Genomic DNA, 16,126 nt, shown 5'->3' with positions numbered 1-16,126 from the left:
CGATGAACGGAAGCGGGTGTTCACCACCCGTTCACGGCCCGATCAGCCGATTTTGTCCGGCGGGTGCCGCGGTCATCATCGGGGATCCCGGGCCCGGGTCACAAGCGCGGCTCCACGGACCGGAACATTCCCGGCATGACGTACGGCACTCCGCCCGCCGCGGGAGCGGGTCGGGCCGGACCCGGTGCCGGCCCCGCATAGGGTGAGCGTCCATGACATGGCTGATCACAGGCGGAGCCGGATACATCGGGGCACACGTGGCACGGGCGATGGCGGAGGCCGGGGAGCGCGTCGTCGCCCTCGACGACCTGTCCGCCGGGATGCCGGACCGGCTCCCGGAGAGCATTCCCCTCGTCCAGGGGTCGTCGCTGGACGGTGATCTGCTCAAGCGGGTCCTGGCCGAGTACGGGATCACGGGCGTGGTGCACCTCGCCGCCCGCAAGCAGGTCGGCGAGTCCGTGGCCGATCCGACGCGCTACTACCAGGAGAACGTGGGCGGCCTCGCGACGCTCCTGGAGGCGGTGGCCGGAGCGGGCGTCAAGCGGTTCGTCTTCTCCTCGTCGGCGGCCGTCTACGGCAACCCCGATGTGGACCTCATCACGGAGGACACCCCCTGTGCCCCGATGAGCCCCTACGGCGAGACGAAGCTCGCCGGCGAGTGGCTGGTGCGGGCGGCCGGACGGGCGCACGGCATCGCCACGGTGTGCCTGCGCTACTTCAACGTGGCGGGCACGGCCTCGCCGGAGCTCGCCGACACCGGGATCTTCAACATCGTCCCGATGGTGTTCGACCGCCTCACCCGCGGCGAGGCCCCGCGGATCTTCGGCGACGACTACCCGACGCCGGACGGCACCTGCGTACGCGACTACATCCACGTCGCCGACCTCGCCGAGGCGCACCTCGCGGCGGCCCGGCGGCTGACGGACGGGGCGGGCGGTGACCTGACGGTGAACATCGGCCGGAGCGAGGGCGTCTCCGTACGGGAGCTCATGGCGCTCGTCGCCGAGGTCACCGGGAACACCGTGCGGCCCCTCGTCGAACCGCGCCGCCCCGGCGACGCCCCCCGCGCGGTCGCCTCGGCCGCCCTGGCCGCCGACGAGCTGGGCTGGAGCGCGCGACGGGAGGTGCGCGAGATGGTGGAGTCGGCCTGGCAGGGCTGGCTGCTGCACCACCCGGAGATCACCGGCGCCTGACCCGACGCTCTGACCTGCGGATCGTTTCCGCAGGTCAGAGCATATGACAACGGTGTTCAGTGCCGCGTTGCCCGATACCCCCCGCCCGTAGTTGACTGACACGACCGAGCGGAACACAGGAGGCGGCTTTCATGGGGGCTGGGCACGACCACGGGCACGCGCACGGCGCTCCCCCGGCCGGTACGGCGACGGCCGCGTACCGCGGGAGGCTACGGGTCGCGCTGGCGATCACGCTCACCGTCATGGTCGTCGAGATCTTCGGCGGTCTCCTCGCCGATTCGCTCGCGCTCGTCGCGGACGCGGCACACATGGCGACGGACGCGCTGGGGCTGGGCATGGCCCTGCTCGCGATCCACTTCGCGGCGCGTCCGCCGAGCGAGAAGCGCACCTTCGGGTACGCGCGGGCCGAGATCCTCGCCGCGCTCGCCAACTGTCTGCTGCTGTTCGTCGTCGGCGGCTACGTGCTGATCGAGGCCGTCCGGCGCTTCATCACGCCCGCGGACACCCACGGCGGGCTGACGATCGCGTTCGGTGTGTTCGGCCTGGTCGCCAACACCGTCTCGCTGACGCTGCTGATGCGCGGGCAGAAGGACAGCCTGAACGTGCGCGGCGCCTTCCTGGAGGTCGCGGCGGACGCGCTGGGCTCGGCGGCGGTCATCGTCGCCGCCGTGGTGATCATGACCACCGGCTGGCAGGCCGCCGACCCGATCGCCTCGATCGCCATCGCGCTGATGATCGTCCCCCGCGCCTGGAAGCTGCTCCAGGAGACGCTCGACGTGCTGCTGGAGGCGGCGCCCAAGGGGGTCGACATGGCGGAGGTGCGCGCCCACATCCTGGCCCTCGACGGGGTCGAGGACATCCACGACCTGCACGCCTGGACCATCACCTCCGGCATGCCGGTGCTCTCCGCGCACGTGGTCGTCAGCTCCGACGTCCTGAACGCGATCGGCCACGAGAAGATGCTGCACGAGCTCCAGGGCTGCCTGGGGATCCACTTCGACGTCGAGCACTGCACGTTCCAGCTGGAGCCGAGCGGCCACGCTGAGCACGAGGCGAAGCTCTGCCACTGAGGGGCCCCGGCGCCCGGCGCCGGGCGCGGCCGGCGCGGGGAAATCCGGAGGCGGCGCCGGGCGGGCGCTGCTAGCGTGGCGGGGACCCAAGGAGGTGGGTCGATGACGGCCGTGGCCGGCGCTGCCGTGCGCAGCGACTTCGGTGTCCCCGTCTCCCGGGCCCGGGGCTGACCCGCCGTTTCCCTCGACGCGTCGGCCGGGCCCATCACCCGAGGGTTTCCACAGTGACCGACCACACAGCGCACAGCACCGTCTGGCACACCCGCCAGGAGACCTCCGCCGACCTCGCCGAGGTGCACGCCGTGACCGCCGCCGCCTTCGACCGGGCGGAGGAGGCCGATCTGGTGGACGCGCTCCGCGCCGATCCCGGGGCCTGGCTGCCCGGCCTGTCGTACGTCGCCGAGGCACCGGACGGCACGATCGCGGCGTACGCCCTGATCACCCGCTGTCATGTCGACGACGTCCCGGCGGCCGCGCTGGCGCCGGTGGCCGTCCGTCCCGACCTGCATCGCAAGGGCGCCGGATCGGCCGTCGTCCGCGCGGTGCTGGAGGCGGCACGCGCGCGGGGCGAGGGGCTCGTCCTCGTGCTCGGGCATCCCGGGTACTACCCGAGGTTCGGCTTCGGGCCCGCGGCCGACCACGGCATCCGGGCCGGTTTCGACGTGCCGTCCGAACACCTGATGGCCCTCGTCCTCGACGGTTCCGTGCCGGTGGCGCCGGGCACGATCAGGTATCCGGCCGCTTTCGGCGTCTGACCCACGTCAGCCGCGTGTCCCGCCCCGGCGTCCGGGGCGGGACATGCGGAGAGTCACGAAGTGCCGGGAGTGCCGGTTTCGTACGGCAGACTTGGGGCTGGAAAACCGATGCGAAGGATGGGCATGCCGATCACACCTGCCACCGCGACGCACAGTTCGTCGAACGGCACCGCTGAAGCGATCTTGCTGGAGCTGGTCGACGAGGACGGCAACACGATCGGCACGGCGGAGAAGCTCGCGGCCCATCAGGCCCCGGGACAGCTGCACAGGGCGTTCTCGGTGTTCCTCTTCGACGAACACGGCCGGCTGCTGCTGCAGCAGCGCGCGCTCGGCAAGTACCACTCCCCCGGTGTCTGGTCGAACACCTGCTGCGGCCACCCCTACCCGGGCGAGGCTCCCTTCGCGGCGGCGGCCCGGCGGACGTACGAGGAGCTCGGGGTGTCGCCGACGCTGCTCGCCGAGGCGGGCACGGTCCGCTACAACCACCCGGACCCGGACTCGGGCCTGGTGGAGCAGGAGTACAACCACCTGTTCGTCGGGATGGTGCAGTCCGCGCCGCGGCCCGATCCGGAGGAGGTCGGCTCGACGGCCTTCGTGACCGCGGCCGAACTGGCGGAGCGGCACGCGAAGGAACCCTTCTCGGCATGGTTCATGACGGTGCTGGACGCGGCCCGTCCGGCGATGCGGGAGCTGACGGGTCCGTCCGCGGGCTGGTAGCCCGGTCCGCCGGACGCTCAGAGGCCCGGAGCGAGCGGCAGGGCGGCCCAGATCACCTTGCCGCCGTTGGCGGTGTACTCGACGTCGCAGCCTCCGCCGAACTCCCTGGTGATCTCGCGCACCAGCAGCAGGCCCCGGCCGCCGGTCTGGCCGTGGTCGGCCTCCAGGGCGGTCGGGCGGTAGGGGTGGTCGTCCTCGACGGACACCCGCACCCAGTCGGCGCCGACCGCGACCTCCACGGCGAGCATCGGCGACAGAAGTGCCGCGTGCTTGACGGCGTTCGTGACCAGTTCGGAGACGATCAACAGCAGTCCCTGAACGACATCGTCCGAGACCGGCACCGCCTGGCGGACCAGCAGATCGCGGACGGCGTGCCGCGCCTGCGGCACCGAGGCGTCGACGGCGGCCGCGGTGAACCGCCACACCCCCTCGTACGGCAGCGGTCCCGGCGATCTGACGTCGGGAGTCACGACTCCGCCTTCGGGGCTCGGGTCGGACCCCCGCCCGAGGTTCTCCATCGTCCGGTCGCCACCCTTGCGCTCGATTGTCACCACACGTCGAGTGTTGGTAATGCGCCGGTCCGTACCGGTTGACTGAACAGAAGTCAGCAATTATCGCCGATTTCTGATCACCGATGCCAAATAAAGTCGTTTCTACGACAACCCTTGCCACTTTTGCATCGCCTTCCGAAACTATTCGGGTTGTACGGGTTTGCCCCATCTGCTGACCCGGTCCGTTCCGCACGGCCCCTCCACCCGTGAGGCGGTCCCGGAGCATGATCGGAAACCGGTCCGCCGGTGCGGATAGCATCCGGCGTATGGAGCCGCAGCTGTTGCACCACGTCGGCGACGGGGTCGCCACCGTCGTCATCCACCACCCCGCCAAGCGGAACGCCATGACGACACCGATGTGGCGGGCGCTGCCGCCCCTGCTGGAGGAGCTGGGCGCACGCGCCGACGTGCACGCGCTCGTGCTCACCGGCGAGGGCGGCACGTTCTGCGCCGGGGCCGACATCTCGACGCTGCGGGAGTCGCCGGCCGAGGCGCAGGGCCTCGCCGTGCTCGCCGAGGAGGCCCTCGCCGCGTTCCCGAAGCCGACACTGGCCGCGATCCGGGGCTACTGCGTGGGCGGCGGGTCCCAGCTCGCGGCCGCCTGCGATCTGCGGTTCGCCCAGGAGGGCTCGTTGTTCGGGGTGACCCCGGCGAAGCTCGGCATCGTCTATCCGGCTTCCTCCACCCGGAGGCTGGCGGCACTGGTGGGGCCGTCCGCCGCCAAGTACCTGCTGTTCTCGGGTGAGTTGATCGACACCGAGCGCGCGCTGCGCACCGGCCTGGTGGACGAGGTGCTGCCCGAGGGCGAACTCGACAAGCGGGTGGCGGAGTTCACCCGCGTCCTGGCCGCGCGCTCGCTGCTGACGCAGGCGGCGGCGAAGGAGTTCGTGAACGGGCGCACCGACCGTGACGCCCACTGGGCGCGGGCGGCACGCACCGGCGGCGACACCGCGGAGGGCGTCGCCGCCTTCCTCGAGCGCAGGCAGCCGCGCTTCACCTGGACTCCCTGAGGGCTCCCGGGACGCGGTGGGCGGTACCGGGGGTCCGCGCGTCTACGTCAGGATGAAGCGGCTCTTGTTCCGGAACTCCTCGACGAGGTGCGCCGGCGCCTTCTCCGGGGAGCCGGCGTCATAGGGCGGCTGCGGGTCGTACTCCGTCAACAGCTGGACGGCCTGGGCGTGTTCGTCCCCGGCGATCCGGCCGAGCAGGGCGAGGCCCATGTCGATGCCGGAGGAGACACCGGCCGAGGTCACGTACCTGCCGTCGAACACGACCCGCTCCCCCGTGGGCCGGGCCCCGAACCGCTCCAGCTGCCCGAGGGCCAGCCAGTGGGAGGTGGCTCGGCGGCCGTCCAGGAGCCCCGCCGCGGCGAGCAGCAGGGAGCCGGTGCACACCGAGGTCGTCCAGAGGCTGGTGGCGTCGGCGGTCCGCAGCCAGTCGAGCAGGACCGGGTTGTCCATCTGGTCGCTCTGGCCCGGCCCTCCCGGTACCACCACGACGTCCGGGTGCGGCACCTCCGCGAGGCTCCTGTCCGCGGTCAGCGCGAGCCGGCCGGTGTCGGAGCGGACCGGGCCGGTGCGCTCGGCGACGAAGACGGTGTCCGCGTCCGGCAGCCGGCCGAGGGTCTCGTACGGGCCCACGGCGTCCAGGGCGGTGAAGCGGTCGTAGAGGACGATGGCGATCTGCATCGGGGTCCTTTCGGCGAAGGGGCGTACTGCGGGTTTCAGGGGGAGCGGGCGCCGGGAGGCGGCCCGCGCGGGGCGGCGGGGCGAGGCCCGGGGCCGTCAGCCGGTGGCGGCCGGCCGGAAGCGGCGCCGGTACTCGGCCGGTGCCGAGCCGAGGAGCTTCACGAAGGCGCGGCGCATGGCCTCGGGCGTGCCGTAGCCACAGGTCCGGGCGACCTCTTCGACGCCGTCCGTGGTGTCCTCCAGGAGACGGCGGGCGTGTTCGAGCCGTACCCGCTCGACGTACCGGCCGGGCGTCGTGCCCGTCTCCGTGCGGAAGGCACGGGCGAAGTGGCGCGGCGAGAGCCGGGCGCGGACCGCGAGCGCCTCGACGCTCAGGTCGTCACCGGGGTGCTCCGAGATCCACCGCTGGACCTCGCGCAGCGGTTCGCGCCGCGCGGTCTGGGCGGCGAGCTGGGCGCTGAACTGCGCCTGGTTGCCCGGTCGCCGGAGGAAGACGACGAGATGGCGGGCGATGGTCAGGGCGGCGTCACGGCCCAGGTCCTCCTCCACGAGGGCGAGGGCCAGGTCGATGCCGGAGGTGACGCCCGCCGAGGTGGACACGTTCCCGTCGCGGACGTAGATGGGGTCGGGATCGACCGTGACCGCGGGGTGGTCACGGGCGAGCCGGTCGCAGTGGGCCCAGTGGGTCGTCGCCCGCCGGCCGTCGAGCAGGCCCGCCGCCGCGAGCAGGGCGGCGCCGGTGCACACCGAGACCAGGCGCTCGGCGCGCGGGCCGTGGTCGCGCAGCCAGCCGATCAGGCCGGGGTCCGGGCGCCGGGTCCCGCTGCCGCCGGGGACCAGCAGGGTGTGCGGGACCGGCGCGTCGGCGAGCGCCCGGTCGGGGACCAGGACGAGACCGCTGGAGGAGCGGACCGGGGCGCCGTCCGGGGAGGCCGTGCGGATGCCGTACGAGCCGCCGCGGTAGCTCTCGGCGCCCGCGAACACCTCCAGCGGACCGGTGACGTCGAGGCTCTGCACGCCGTCGAAGAGGACGATCAGGACCGTTCGCATGTCTCGATTCTCGGCCGGTGCGCGGATGGCGGCAATGACGAGAACCCCACCTTTCCTGCCATGGCGGATCCGGGGGTTCACGGCATACCAACCAGTCGGTAATGTGCGGGGCATGACCCCTCCCCTGCCGGAGCGCGCCGGCCGACGCTGCCACAACGTCCTCAATCCGCTGCACTCGACGCACTACTTCTCGCCCGATCTAGGCCGTGAGCTGGCCGCGGTCGGCATCGAGGACGAACGGGCCGCGTACTTCGCGGTGCGGGCCGCCGCGATGGGCGCGGTCGGCGCGGGCACGGTGACGGCGACGTTCTTCAACTTCCGGCACGAACTGGTCGCCGGGCACGTGCCCGCCGTGTGGCGGACCGCGTCTCCGGAGGCGGTGCTCGCGGCGCGTCTGCGCGCCGTGGACGCGACGCTCCGGCGGCTGCTCGGCGAGGACGTCATCGCCTCCGGGGAGGTGGCCGAGGCCGCGAAGCTCGCCCTGCGCGCGGCCGAGGCCTGCACCCGCACCGCCCGCCCGCTGTACGCCGCGCACGCGGACCTTCCCGTGCCCGAGGCCCCGCACCTGGCGCTCTGGCACGCGGCCACCCTGCTGCGCGAGCACCGGGGCGACGGTCACCTCGCGGTCCTGCTCGACGCCGGGCTCGACCCGGTGGAGGCCCTGGTGAGCCACACCGCGACCGGCAAGGGCATGGCGCCCCGGTGGGCGCTGGGCACCCGCGGCTGGTCCCGGCAGGACTGGGAGGCGGCGTCCGGGCGGCTGCGCGAGCGCGGGCTGCTCGACGCGGACGGCGAGCTGACGCCGGCCGGCGCGGAGCTGCGCCGGGACGTCGAGGACCGGACGGACCGCCTCGACCGTGCTCCCTACGAGCACCTGGGCGCCGCCGGGGTCGAGCGGCTCACCGAGATCGCGAGGGGCGTGCTGATGACGGCGCTCGCCGCGGGCGCGTTCCCGGAGGGAATGGTCGGCAAGGAGTGAGCGGTCCGGCCCCCTCCGGACCACGCCGGCCGGGAGGGGGCGTCCGCGGCGCGGACCGGGCCGGGCCGCGGCACGCGGCCCCCCGGAGTACCGCCCTGGGCCCCCGATGTCGGCGTCACCTGCCACAATTGCCGCGCAACCTCAGTGGAGAAGGCGGTACGGGATCGTGACGACACCCCTCGTAGGGTCCATCGAAGGCAGGATCGCCGAAGAACTCGGCGTACGGGAGCGGCAGGTCAAGGCCGCCGTCGACTTGCTCGACGGCGGTTCGACGGTTCCCTTCATCGCCCGCTACCGCAAGGAAGCGACCGAGATGCTCGACGATGCGCAGCTGCGCACCCTCGAGGAGCGGCTGCGCTATCTGCGGGAGCTGGAGGACCGGCGGACCGCGATCCTCGACTCGGTGCGCGAGCAGGGCAAGCTCAGCCCCGAGCTGGAGGCGCAGATCAGGGGCGCCGAGACCAAGGCGCGCCTCGAGGACGTCTATCTGCCGTTCAAGCCCAAGCGGCGCACCAAGGCGCAGATCGCGCGCGAGGCGGGCCTCGAGCCGCTGGCCGAGGGCCTGCTCGGCGACCCGTCGGTGGATCCCCTGGCCGCGGCCGCGGCCTTCGTCGACGCCGACAAGGGCGTCGCCGACCCGCAGGCCGCCCTGGACGGCGCCCGCGCGATCCTCACCGAGCGGTTCTCCGAGGACGCCGACCTGATCGGCGAGCTGCGCGAGCGCATGTGGGTGCGCGGGCGGCTGGCCGCCAAGGTGCGCGAGGGCAAGGAGGAGGCGGGCGCCAAGTTCGCCGACTACTTCGACTTCGCCGAGCCCTTCAAGGCGCTGCCCTCGCACCGGGTCCTCGCCATGCTGCGCGGCGAGAAGGAGGAGGTCCTCGATCTCGTCCTGGAGCCGGAGGAGCCCACCGAGGGGCCCTCCTCGTACGAGGGGATCGTCGCCCACCGCTTCGGGATCGCCGACCGCGGCCGCCCCGGCGACAAGTGGCTGACGGACACCGCCCGCTGGGCCTGGCGCACCCGCATCCTCGTGCACCTCGGCATCGACGTGCGCCTCAGGCTGCGCACCGCCGCCGAGGACGAGGCGGTGGACGTCTTCGCGGCGAACCTGCGGGACCTGCTGCTCGCCGCCCCGGCCGGCACGCGCGCGACGCTGGGGCTGGACCCCGGTTTCCGTACGGGTGTGAAGGTCGCCGTCGTCGACGCGACCGGCAAGGTCGTCGCCACGGACGTCATCCACCCGCACGTCCCGGCCAACCGGTGGGACGAGGCCGTCGCGAAGCTCGCCCGGCTGGCCAAGGAGCACGCGGTCGAGCTGGTCGCGATCGGCAACGGCACGGCCTCCCGCGAGACCGACAAGCTCGCCGGTGAACTGATCACCAAGCACCCGGAGCTGAAGCTCACCAAGGTCATGGTGTCGGAGGCGGGCGCGTCGGTGTACTCGGCGTCCGCGTTCGCCTCGCAGGAGCTGCCCGACATGGACGTGTCGCTGCGCGGCGCCGTCTCCATCGCGCGCCGGCTCCAGGACCCGCTGGCCGAGCTGGTGAAGATCGACCCGAAGTCGATCGGTGTCGGGCAGTACCAGCACGACCTGTCCGAGGTGAAGCTGTCCCGTTCGCTCGACGCGGTGGTCGAGGACTGTGTGAACGGCGTGGGCGTGGACGTGAACACCGCCTCCGCACCACTGCTGGCCCGGGTCTCCGGCATCACCTCCGGCCTCGCGGAGAACATCGTGGCGCACCGCGACGCCAACGGCCCCTTCACCTCCCGCACGGCTCTCAAGAAGGTGGCCCGGCTCGGCCCCAAGGCGTACGAGCAGTGCGCGGGCTTCCTGCGGATCCGGGGCGGCAGCGACCCGCTGGACGCGTCCAGCGTGCACCCCGAGGCGTACCCCGTGGTGCGGCGGATGGTGAAGACGGCGGGCGGCGAGGTCGCGTCGCTGATCGGCAACACGAGTGTGCTGCGCTCGCTGCGGCCGGCCGACTTCGTCGACGAGACCTTCGGTCTGCCGACCGTCACGGACATCCTCAAGGAGCTGGAGAAGCCGGGGCGCGACCCGCGGCCCGCCTTCAAGACGGCCACCTTCAAGGAGGGCGTGGAGAAGATCTCCGACGTGGCGGCCGGGATGGTCCTGGAGGGGGTCGTCACGAACGTGGCCGCGTTCGGCGCGTTCGTGGACATCGGCGTCCACCAGGACGGGCTCGTGCACGTCTCCGCGATGTCCAAGACCTTCGTCAAGGACCCGCGGGACGTCGTGAAGCCCGGTGACATCGTCAAGGTGAAGGTGCTGGACATCGACGTCCCGCGCAAGCGGATCTCGCTGACGCTGCGGCTGGACGACGAGGCGGCGGCCCCGGCGGCCGAGGGCGGCGGCGGTCGCGACCGGCAGCGGGGCGGACGGCCGCCCCAGCAGCGCGGCCAGCAGCAGCGCCAGGGCCGCGGCGGCGGTCCGGGCGGTGGCGCCGGGGGCGGCTCCCGGCAGGCCCCGCCGCCGGCGAACAGCGCCATGGCCGACGCCCTGCGCCGCGCGGGCCTGACCGGCCCCGAGCGCGGCCGGAGCTGACACACGGGAAGGGGTGGCGGCCACCGATCGGTGGCCGCCACCCCCTTCCCGTTCCGGGCCGAAGACCCGGCTCACGTGTACGGGCCGAAGGCGCGGCCCACGTGTACGGGCCGGAAGCTCAGCGCTCCGTCACCTTGCCGTCCGCAACCTCCAGGCGGCGGGTCGTGCGGACCGCGTCCAGCATGCGACGGTCGTGGGTGACCAGCAGGAGCGTGCCCTCGTAGGAGTCCAGGGCCGATTCCAGCTGCTCGATGGCCGGCAGGTCGAGGTGGTTCGTCGGCTCGTCCAGGACCAGCAGGTTGACGCCCCGGCCCTGGAGCAGTGCCAGCGCGGAGCGGGTGCGCTCGCCCGGGGAGAGCGTGGCCGCCGGACGCAGGACGTGGTCCGCCTTGAGGCCGAACTTGGCCAGCAGCGTGCGGACTTCGGCGGGTTCCGTGTCCGGGACGGCCGCGCCGAACGCCTCCAGCAGCGACTCGGGGCCGTGGAAGAGCTTGCGGGCCTGGTCCACCTCGCCGACGACCACACCGGAGCCGAGTGTGGCGTGCCCGGAGGACAGCGGGACCCGGCCGAGCAGCGCGCCCAGCAGGGTCGACTTGCCGGCGCCGTTCGCGCCGGTGACGGCCACCCGGTCCGCCCAGTCGATCTGGAGCGTCGCCGGACCGAAGGTGTAGTCCCCGCGCCGCACCTCGGCGTCGCGCAGCGTGGCGACCACCGCGCCCGACCGCGGAGCGGCCGCGATCTCCATGCGCAGCTCCCACTCCTTGCGGGGCTCCTCGACGACGTCGAGGCGCTCGATCATGCGCTGCGTCTGCCGGGCCTTCGCGGCCTGCTTCTCGCTGGCCTCGCTGCGGAACTTGCGGCCGATCTTGTCGTTGTCGTTGCCCGCCTTGCGCCGCGCGTTCTTGACGCCCTTGTCCATCCAGCCCCGCTGCATCTGGGCGCGGCCTTCGAGGGCGGAGCGCTTGTCGGCGTACTCCTCGTAGTCCTCGCGGGCGTGCCGTCGGGCGGTCTCGCGCTCCTCCAGATAGGCCTCGTAGCCGCCGCCGTACAGCGTGATCTGCTGCTGGGCCAGGTCGAGTTCGAGGACCTTGGTGACCGTGCGGGTGAGGAACTCGCGGTCGTGGCTGACGACGACGGTCCCGGCGCGCAGGCCGGAGACGAAGCGTTCGAGGCGCTCCAGACCGTCCAGGTCGAGGTCGTTGGTGGGCTCGTCGAGGAGGAAGACGTCGTAGCGGGAGAGCAGGAGGGAGGCGAGTCCGGCCCGGGCCGCCTGGCCGCCGGACAGGGAGGTCATCGGCTGGTCGAGGCCGACGCCGAGCCCCAGGGAGTCGGCGACTTCCTCGGCACGTTCGTCCAGGTCGGCGCCGCCGAGGTCGAGCCAGCGCTCCAGGCTGGTCGCGTACGCGTCGTCCGCGCCGGGCGCCCCGTCGACGAGCGCCTGCGTCGCCGCGTCCATCACCCGCTGGGCCTCGTCGACACCCGTCCGGCGCGCGAGGAAGTCCCGTACGGTCTCGCCCTCCCGGCGCTCCGGCTCCTGGGGCAGGTGCCCGACGGTCGCGGAGGGCGGGGAGAGCCGCAGTTCGCCCTGTTCCGGGGCGAGGAGACCGGCGAGCAGCCGCAGCAGCGTGGACTTGCCCGCGCCGTTGGCGCCGACGAGCCCGATCACGTCGCCGGGCGCGACGACGAGGTCGAGTCCGGAGAAGAGAGCGCGGTCGCCGTGTCCGGCGGTGAGGTTCTTGGCGACGAGGGTGGCAGTCATCAGGGGGCCGATCCTAACGGCCCGCCACGGCCCCTCTCACCGTGGATCCCCACGCTCCACGGCGCCCCGGCCGCCCGGCGGCGGGCTCCGGAACCGCGGGGCCGCGGAGTCGACGGGCCACCCGCGGGACACCGGCTGGCCCGGTCAGCGGGCCCGCCGGTGGGTCACCGGTTCCGTCAGGGCGCCCTTCGGCGTCCGGGCCACGGTGAACGCCCCCTCCCTGGCGTCCCCGGCCTCCGGCGGGATCCGGTGGCGGCCGGTCCGCGGTACTCCGCCGAGCAGGGAGTTCAGGGCGCCGCGGTACTCGGGGCCGCGGAAGCGGAACGGTCCCGTGCCGTGGTAGCCGTTGCGTTCCAGGTCGGCCCGCTCGCCGGTCTGCCAGGCGAAGTCCCGCCAGACGTAGTCGTCGCCGTCCCTCTCGACGACCGCGGTGACGGCACCGCACTCGACGCTCTCGCACTCGGGACAGCCGTAGATGACGTACCTGCCCCCGTCGAGCGGGGCGGCCGCCTCCAGGAGAAGGCCGCGCACCTGCGCGGCGAAGATCGCGGGCGGCACGTCGGAGGCGAGCGGGGACACCGTGTCGAGGCCGGAGAGCCGGAGCAGCAGCGGGCGCCCGTCGACGACGAAGTCGACGAAGCCCCGGGGCGCTTGACGGTCACTGTCGGTGAGGGCCCCACCGGCACGCATCGCCGGTGCCAGGCCGAAGGTGGTGTACTCGGAGGGCATGCCACGAGTATCTCAGGACGGAGAGTGACGAGACCACCGCGTGGCGTGTTCCGCTAACGTCCCGGCATGGAGAAGCCCGGGAGCGTTGATGTGATCGTGGTCGGCAGCGGGGTCGTCGGCCTGACGACGGCCGTGGTGCTGGCCGAGACCGGCCTGCGGGTGCGGGTGTGGACGCGGGAGCCCGCCGAGCGGACCACCTCGGCCGTTGCGGGTGCGCTGTGGTGGCCGTACCGCATCGCGCCCGAGGCCCTGGCCCGCGAGTGGGCGCTCGTGTCCCTCGGCGTGTACGAGGAGCTGGCGGCGCGGCCCGAGGCGAGTGGCGTACGCCTGGTCGAGGGGGTCATGGGCGAGACGCGGCTGGACGGACTCGGGTCGTGGGCGGCCCGGGTGCCCGGGCTGCGCGCGGCGACGGCCGGGGAGTACCCGGGGACCGCGCTGCGGGCGCGGCTGCCGCTGATCGACATGCCCGTGCACCTACGCCATCTGCGAGAGCGGTTCCTGCGGGCGGGCGGGACGGTGGAGGAACGCACGGCGACGGACCTCGCGGAGCCGGACGCGCCGGTCGTCGTGAACTGCGCGGGCCTCGGCGCCCGCGGTCTCGTACCGGATCCGGCCGTACGTCCCGTGCGCGGGCAGCTCGTGATCGTCGAGAACCCCGGGATCCGTGAGTGGCTCGTCTCGACGGACCCGGTGGCCGGGACGACGACGTACGTCTTCCCGCACCCGGACCGGGTGGTCCTCGGCGGCACCACGGACGACGACGACTGGTCGCGGGTTCCCGATCCGGAGGTGGCGGCGCGGATCGTCGAACGGTGCGCGGCACTGCGCCCCGAGCTCGCCGGAGCCCGGGTGCTCGGCCACCGGGTGGGGCTGCGGCCGGTGCGCGAGACGGTCCGGCTGGAACGCGAGGTCCGGCCGGACGGACGGGTGCTGGTGCACAACTACGGGCACGGGGGCGCCGGGGTCACCGTGGCGTGGGGATGCGCGCGGGAGGCGGCCGGACTGGTCGGTCCGGCCGCCTCCGCCTGAACTCCGTCCGCGACGGTCCGCGACGGTCCGCGTCGAGGACCCGGAGGCTCAGCGGGTCAGTGGGTCTCCCCCGGGATCCGGAGCGCGGCGCGGGGCGCGCGCACGCCGTCGAGGACGGACGCGGCCGGGGCCGCCGTGGAGCCCGCCGTCGCCCGCTCGAACGCCTTCGTGCCGCCCACCAGGGGCACCCGCGCCGAGGTACGGGACAGGTCGATGGTCAGGGTGGGGGTGTCGGCGGGAGGGTCGATGAGGTCCTTGTCGGTGCCCGCGACGATCAGCGCGAGCCGGTGCCCCTTCGGGACCACGTGGTCCGTGGCCGCCAGGTCCAGGGTGATCGTGTACGCCTTGCCCGGGGTGAGCGCGACGCCCTTGCCCCCCTTGTCCCAGGCGTAGTCGCCGAGGTCGGCCCAGCCGCGGCTGACGACGGTCCGACCGACGTCCGTCCTGGCCGCCCCGGTCACCTTGTAGCAGGAGCTGTCGCCGGCCGTGCTCGCTCCCCAGCAGGTGCGGTCGGTGAGGGTGGTGATGCCCTCGCCCGGTCCCGCGTAGTCGCGGACGGTGTCCGGGCCGAGGTCGACGAGCACCGCCGAGAGGTGGGCCGTCGGGGTGGTCGGCGTGGCGGTGACCGTCACCCTCGAGGAGCCGGAGAGCCGCAGGTCGCGGGTGAGCGGCCCGGTGGCGAAGCCGGCCTTGTCGGGGGTGGACCGGTCGATGTCCGCGGCCCAGTCGGTCTCGCCACGTCCCGGGTCGTCGGTGAAGGTCTCGCTCCCGGACCGGCGGGCGAGCCCGAGGGTGCCGACTCCCGGTTGCGCGCCCGCGCCCGGACGCAGGATCGTGGCGCCCGTGGTGCGGGGCGGCCAGAGGGCGGAGGTGCTCCACTGGTCGGGGTGGCGTTCGACGTCGGCCATGGGCTCGCGGTCGATGCCGTTGTCGTAGCCGAGGAGTTCGTGGTCGAACCAGCGGTGCAGGGTCTCGACCCAGGCGGCGCGACGGAAGTCGAAGGGGTCGACGTGGCCGGTCTGGGAGAGCCAGATCTTGCGCTCGACGCCGTTCCTGGCGAGGGCGTCCCACCACTGGCCGAAGTTCTTGGTGCGCACGTTGAGGTCCTGCATGCCGTGCACGAGGAAGACGCTGGCCCTCACCTTCGCGGCGTCCTTGACGTAGTCGCGCTCGGTCCACAGCGACGTCCAGTCGCCGGTGCGCGGAGCGCCGTCGACCAGCTTCCGCTGCACCGCCGCGCACTTGGCGCGGGCGTCGGGGCTGTCGACGTAGTCGGACAGCCAGTCGGGCCCCGAGTCGTAGAGCGGGGCGCCCTTGGCGAAGTAGTAGTCGTACCAGGAGGAGATGGCGCTGATCGGCACGATGGTCCTCAGGCCCTCGACGCCGGTGGCGGCGACGCCGTTGGCGATGGTGCCGTCCCAGCTCTTGCCGATCATGCCGGTCCTGCCGTCGGTCCAGGTCGCTCGGGCCGTCGTGGTGCCGGTGCGGCTGGTGTATCCCCTGGCGCGGCCGTTCAGCCAGTCGATCACCGCCTTGGCGGACCGGACGTCGGAGCGGCCGCCGACGTCGACGCAGCCGTCGGAGCGGTTGGTGCCGGCGAGGTCGACCCCGACGAAGGCGTAGCCGCGCGGCACGAAGTAGTTGTCGTAGAACAGCGGCATCCCGACGACGTGGCCGTCGGCGTCGTACGTCTTCTTCTGGCTCTCGTTGCCGCGCCCGCAGCAGGAGTAGTACGGGCTGGCGTCCATGATGACGGGGATCCTGCGTCCCTGGCGGGCGGGTTCGCGCGGCCGGACGATGTCGACGGCCACGCGGTCGTGCTTCCCGTCATCGTCGCCGTCGAGCCCGGTGTCCACCCAGACGGACTCACGGATCGCGTTCTCGTACGAATAGACCGGGGTGCTCTCCCTCGGGGCGCCGTGTGCGGCGGCCGGGACGAGGAAGGCGGCCATCAGGGCGGCGACGGCCGCCGTCGCGAGCGGTCTCCAGGTCATGAAGCGCGTGCGGCTCACTGATTTCGGCATGCGCGGAACGTACCCCGGC

13 protein-coding genes and 1 pseudogene are annotated in these 16,126 nt (G+C 73.2%); 8 read left to right on the top strand and 6 right to left on the bottom strand.

Features of this window, described 5'->3' with window-relative positions; translation table 11 throughout:
- The first annotated feature begins 212 nt into the window (after nt 1-212).
- The 4 genes from galE (at nt 213) to idi (ending at nt 3,735) form a co-directional block, all read left to right on the top strand.
- Entirely contained in the window at nt 213-1,193 is a 981-nt protein-coding gene (gene galE, locus ACICHK_RS33075; RefSeq protein WP_406839771.1) for a UDP-glucose 4-epimerase GalE, read from the top strand.
- Nucleotides 1,194-1,324: 131 nt separating this feature from the next.
- Nucleotides 1,325-2,263, top strand: a complete 939-nt coding sequence (locus ACICHK_RS33070; RefSeq protein ID WP_151474843.1) for a cation diffusion facilitator family transporter — start codon at nt 1,325-1,327, stop codon at nt 2,261-2,263.
- Between the two features lie 224 nt (nt 2,264-2,487).
- Nucleotides 2,488-3,018 (top strand): GNAT family N-acetyltransferase, encoded by a 531-nt coding sequence (locus ACICHK_RS33065; protein WP_151474844.1) that lies wholly within the window; start codon nt 2,488-2,490, stop codon nt 3,016-3,018.
- 123 nt (nt 3,019-3,141) lie between these two features.
- On the top strand, nt 3,142-3,735 hold the full coding sequence (gene idi, locus ACICHK_RS33060; protein WP_151474845.1) for an isopentenyl-diphosphate Delta-isomerase: 594 nt from the start codon (nt 3,142-3,144) through the stop codon (nt 3,733-3,735).
- A gap of 17 nt (nt 3,736-3,752) precedes the next feature.
- On the opposite strand, the gene ACICHK_RS33055 is transcribed toward idi, so the two are convergent.
- Nucleotides 3,753-4,253 (bottom strand): ATP-binding protein, encoded by a 501-nt coding sequence (locus ACICHK_RS33055; protein WP_406841378.1) that lies wholly within the window; start codon nt 4,251-4,253, stop codon nt 3,753-3,755.
- A 299-nt stretch (nt 4,254-4,552) separates the two neighbouring features.
- Here ACICHK_RS33055 and ACICHK_RS33050 point away from each other — a divergent pair, with 299 nt between their 5' ends.
- Nucleotides 4,553-5,296, top strand: a complete 744-nt coding sequence (locus ACICHK_RS33050; protein ID WP_406839770.1) for an enoyl-CoA hydratase/isomerase family protein — start codon at nt 4,553-4,555, stop codon at nt 5,294-5,296.
- Between the two features lie 42 nt (nt 5,297-5,338).
- Here the strand turns inward: ACICHK_RS33050 and ACICHK_RS33045 are convergent, their stop codons facing one another.
- A complete protein-coding gene (locus ACICHK_RS33045; RefSeq protein WP_406839769.1) occupies nt 5,339-5,974 on the bottom strand; it encodes a DJ-1/PfpI family protein in 636 nt (211 codons plus the stop codon).
- 96 nt (nt 5,975-6,070) lie between these two features.
- Nucleotides 6,071-7,024 (bottom strand): GlxA family transcriptional regulator, encoded by a 954-nt coding sequence (locus ACICHK_RS33040; protein ID WP_406839768.1) that lies wholly within the window; start codon nt 7,022-7,024, stop codon nt 6,071-6,073.
- A gap of 112 nt (nt 7,025-7,136) precedes the next feature.
- Here ACICHK_RS33040 and ACICHK_RS33035 point away from each other — a divergent pair, with 112 nt between their 5' ends.
- Both ACICHK_RS33035 and ACICHK_RS33030 read left to right on the top strand, forming a co-directional pair.
- Nucleotides 7,137-8,003: an SCO6745 family protein gene (locus tag ACICHK_RS33035; RefSeq protein ID WP_406839767.1), complete on the top strand. Its 867-nt coding sequence runs from the start codon at nt 7,137-7,139 to the stop codon at nt 8,001-8,003.
- Between the two features lie 166 nt (nt 8,004-8,169).
- Entirely contained in the window at nt 8,170-10,566 is a 2,397-nt protein-coding gene (locus tag ACICHK_RS33030; RefSeq protein ID WP_406839766.1) for a Tex family protein, read from the top strand.
- Between the two features lie 118 nt (nt 10,567-10,684).
- On the opposite strand, the gene ACICHK_RS33025 is transcribed toward ACICHK_RS33030, so the two are convergent.
- Together ACICHK_RS33025 and ACICHK_RS33020 are read right to left on the bottom strand one after the other, a co-directional pair.
- The gene (locus tag ACICHK_RS33025; RefSeq protein ID WP_406839765.1) at nt 10,685-12,325 is read right to left on the bottom strand and encodes an ABC-F family ATP-binding cassette domain-containing protein; all 1,641 of its coding nucleotides are present in this window, start codon (nt 12,323-12,325) and stop codon (nt 10,685-10,687) included.
- Nucleotides 12,326-12,568: 243 nt separating this feature from the next.
- Nucleotides 12,569-13,054, bottom strand: a pseudogene (locus ACICHK_RS33020) (oxidoreductase); the annotation flags it as partial.
- Between the two features lie 66 nt (nt 13,055-13,120).
- On the opposite strand from ACICHK_RS33020, the gene ACICHK_RS33015 reads away from it, so the two are divergent.
- Complete coding sequence (locus ACICHK_RS33015) at nt 13,121-14,083, top strand: FAD-dependent oxidoreductase (RefSeq protein ID WP_406839764.1); 963 nt, start codon at nt 13,121-13,123, stop codon at nt 14,081-14,083.
- A 56-nt stretch (nt 14,084-14,139) separates the two neighbouring features.
- Here ACICHK_RS33015 and ACICHK_RS33010 read toward each other — a convergent pair whose 3' ends face one another.
- Nucleotides 14,140-16,107: a Xaa-Pro dipeptidyl-peptidase gene (locus tag ACICHK_RS33010; protein WP_406839763.1), complete on the bottom strand. Its 1,968-nt coding sequence runs from the start codon at nt 16,105-16,107 to the stop codon at nt 14,140-14,142.
- Nucleotides 16,108-16,126 lie beyond the last annotated feature (19 nt).

Source organism: Streptomyces sp. AHU1 (assembly GCF_045343905.1).
Classification (GTDB): domain Bacteria; phylum Actinomycetota; class Actinomycetes; order Streptomycetales; family Streptomycetaceae; genus Streptomyces; species Streptomyces triticiradicis.
The sequence above is the reverse complement of the archived record's forward strand: the minus strand, read 5'-3'. Positions and strand labels throughout refer to the sequence as shown.

Coding starts and splice junctions, on each gene's coding strand:
- ACICHK_RS33010 (WP_406839763.1), bottom strand. CDS start 16,107: ATGCCGAAATCAGTGAGCCGCACGCGCTTCATGACCTGGAGACCGCTC.
- idi (WP_151474845.1), top strand. CDS start 3,142: ATGCCGATCACACCTGCCACCGCGACGCACAGTTCGTCGAACGGCACC.
- ACICHK_RS33055 (WP_406841378.1), bottom strand. CDS start 4,253: ATGGAGAACCTCGGGCGGGGGTCCGACCCGAGCCCCGAAGGCGGAGTC.
- ACICHK_RS33045 (WP_406839769.1), bottom strand. CDS start 5,974: ATGCAGATCGCCATCGTCCTCTACGACCGCTTCACCGCCCTGGACGCC.
- ACICHK_RS33015 (WP_406839764.1), top strand. CDS start 13,121: ATGGAGAAGCCCGGGAGCGTTGATGTGATCGTGGTCGGCAGCGGGGTC.
- ACICHK_RS33025 (WP_406839765.1), bottom strand. CDS start 12,325: ATGACTGCCACCCTCGTCGCCAAGAACCTCACCGCCGGACACGGCGAC.
- ACICHK_RS33070 (WP_151474843.1), top strand. CDS start 1,325: ATGGGGGCTGGGCACGACCACGGGCACGCGCACGGCGCTCCCCCGGCC.
- ACICHK_RS33040 (WP_406839768.1), bottom strand. CDS start 7,024: ATGCGAACGGTCCTGATCGTCCTCTTCGACGGCGTGCAGAGCCTCGAC.
- ACICHK_RS33050 (WP_406839770.1), top strand. CDS start 4,553: ATGGAGCCGCAGCTGTTGCACCACGTCGGCGACGGGGTCGCCACCGTC.
- ACICHK_RS33035 (WP_406839767.1), top strand. CDS start 7,137: ATGACCCCTCCCCTGCCGGAGCGCGCCGGCCGACGCTGCCACAACGTC.
- galE (WP_406839771.1), top strand. CDS start 213: ATGACATGGCTGATCACAGGCGGAGCCGGATACATCGGGGCACACGTG.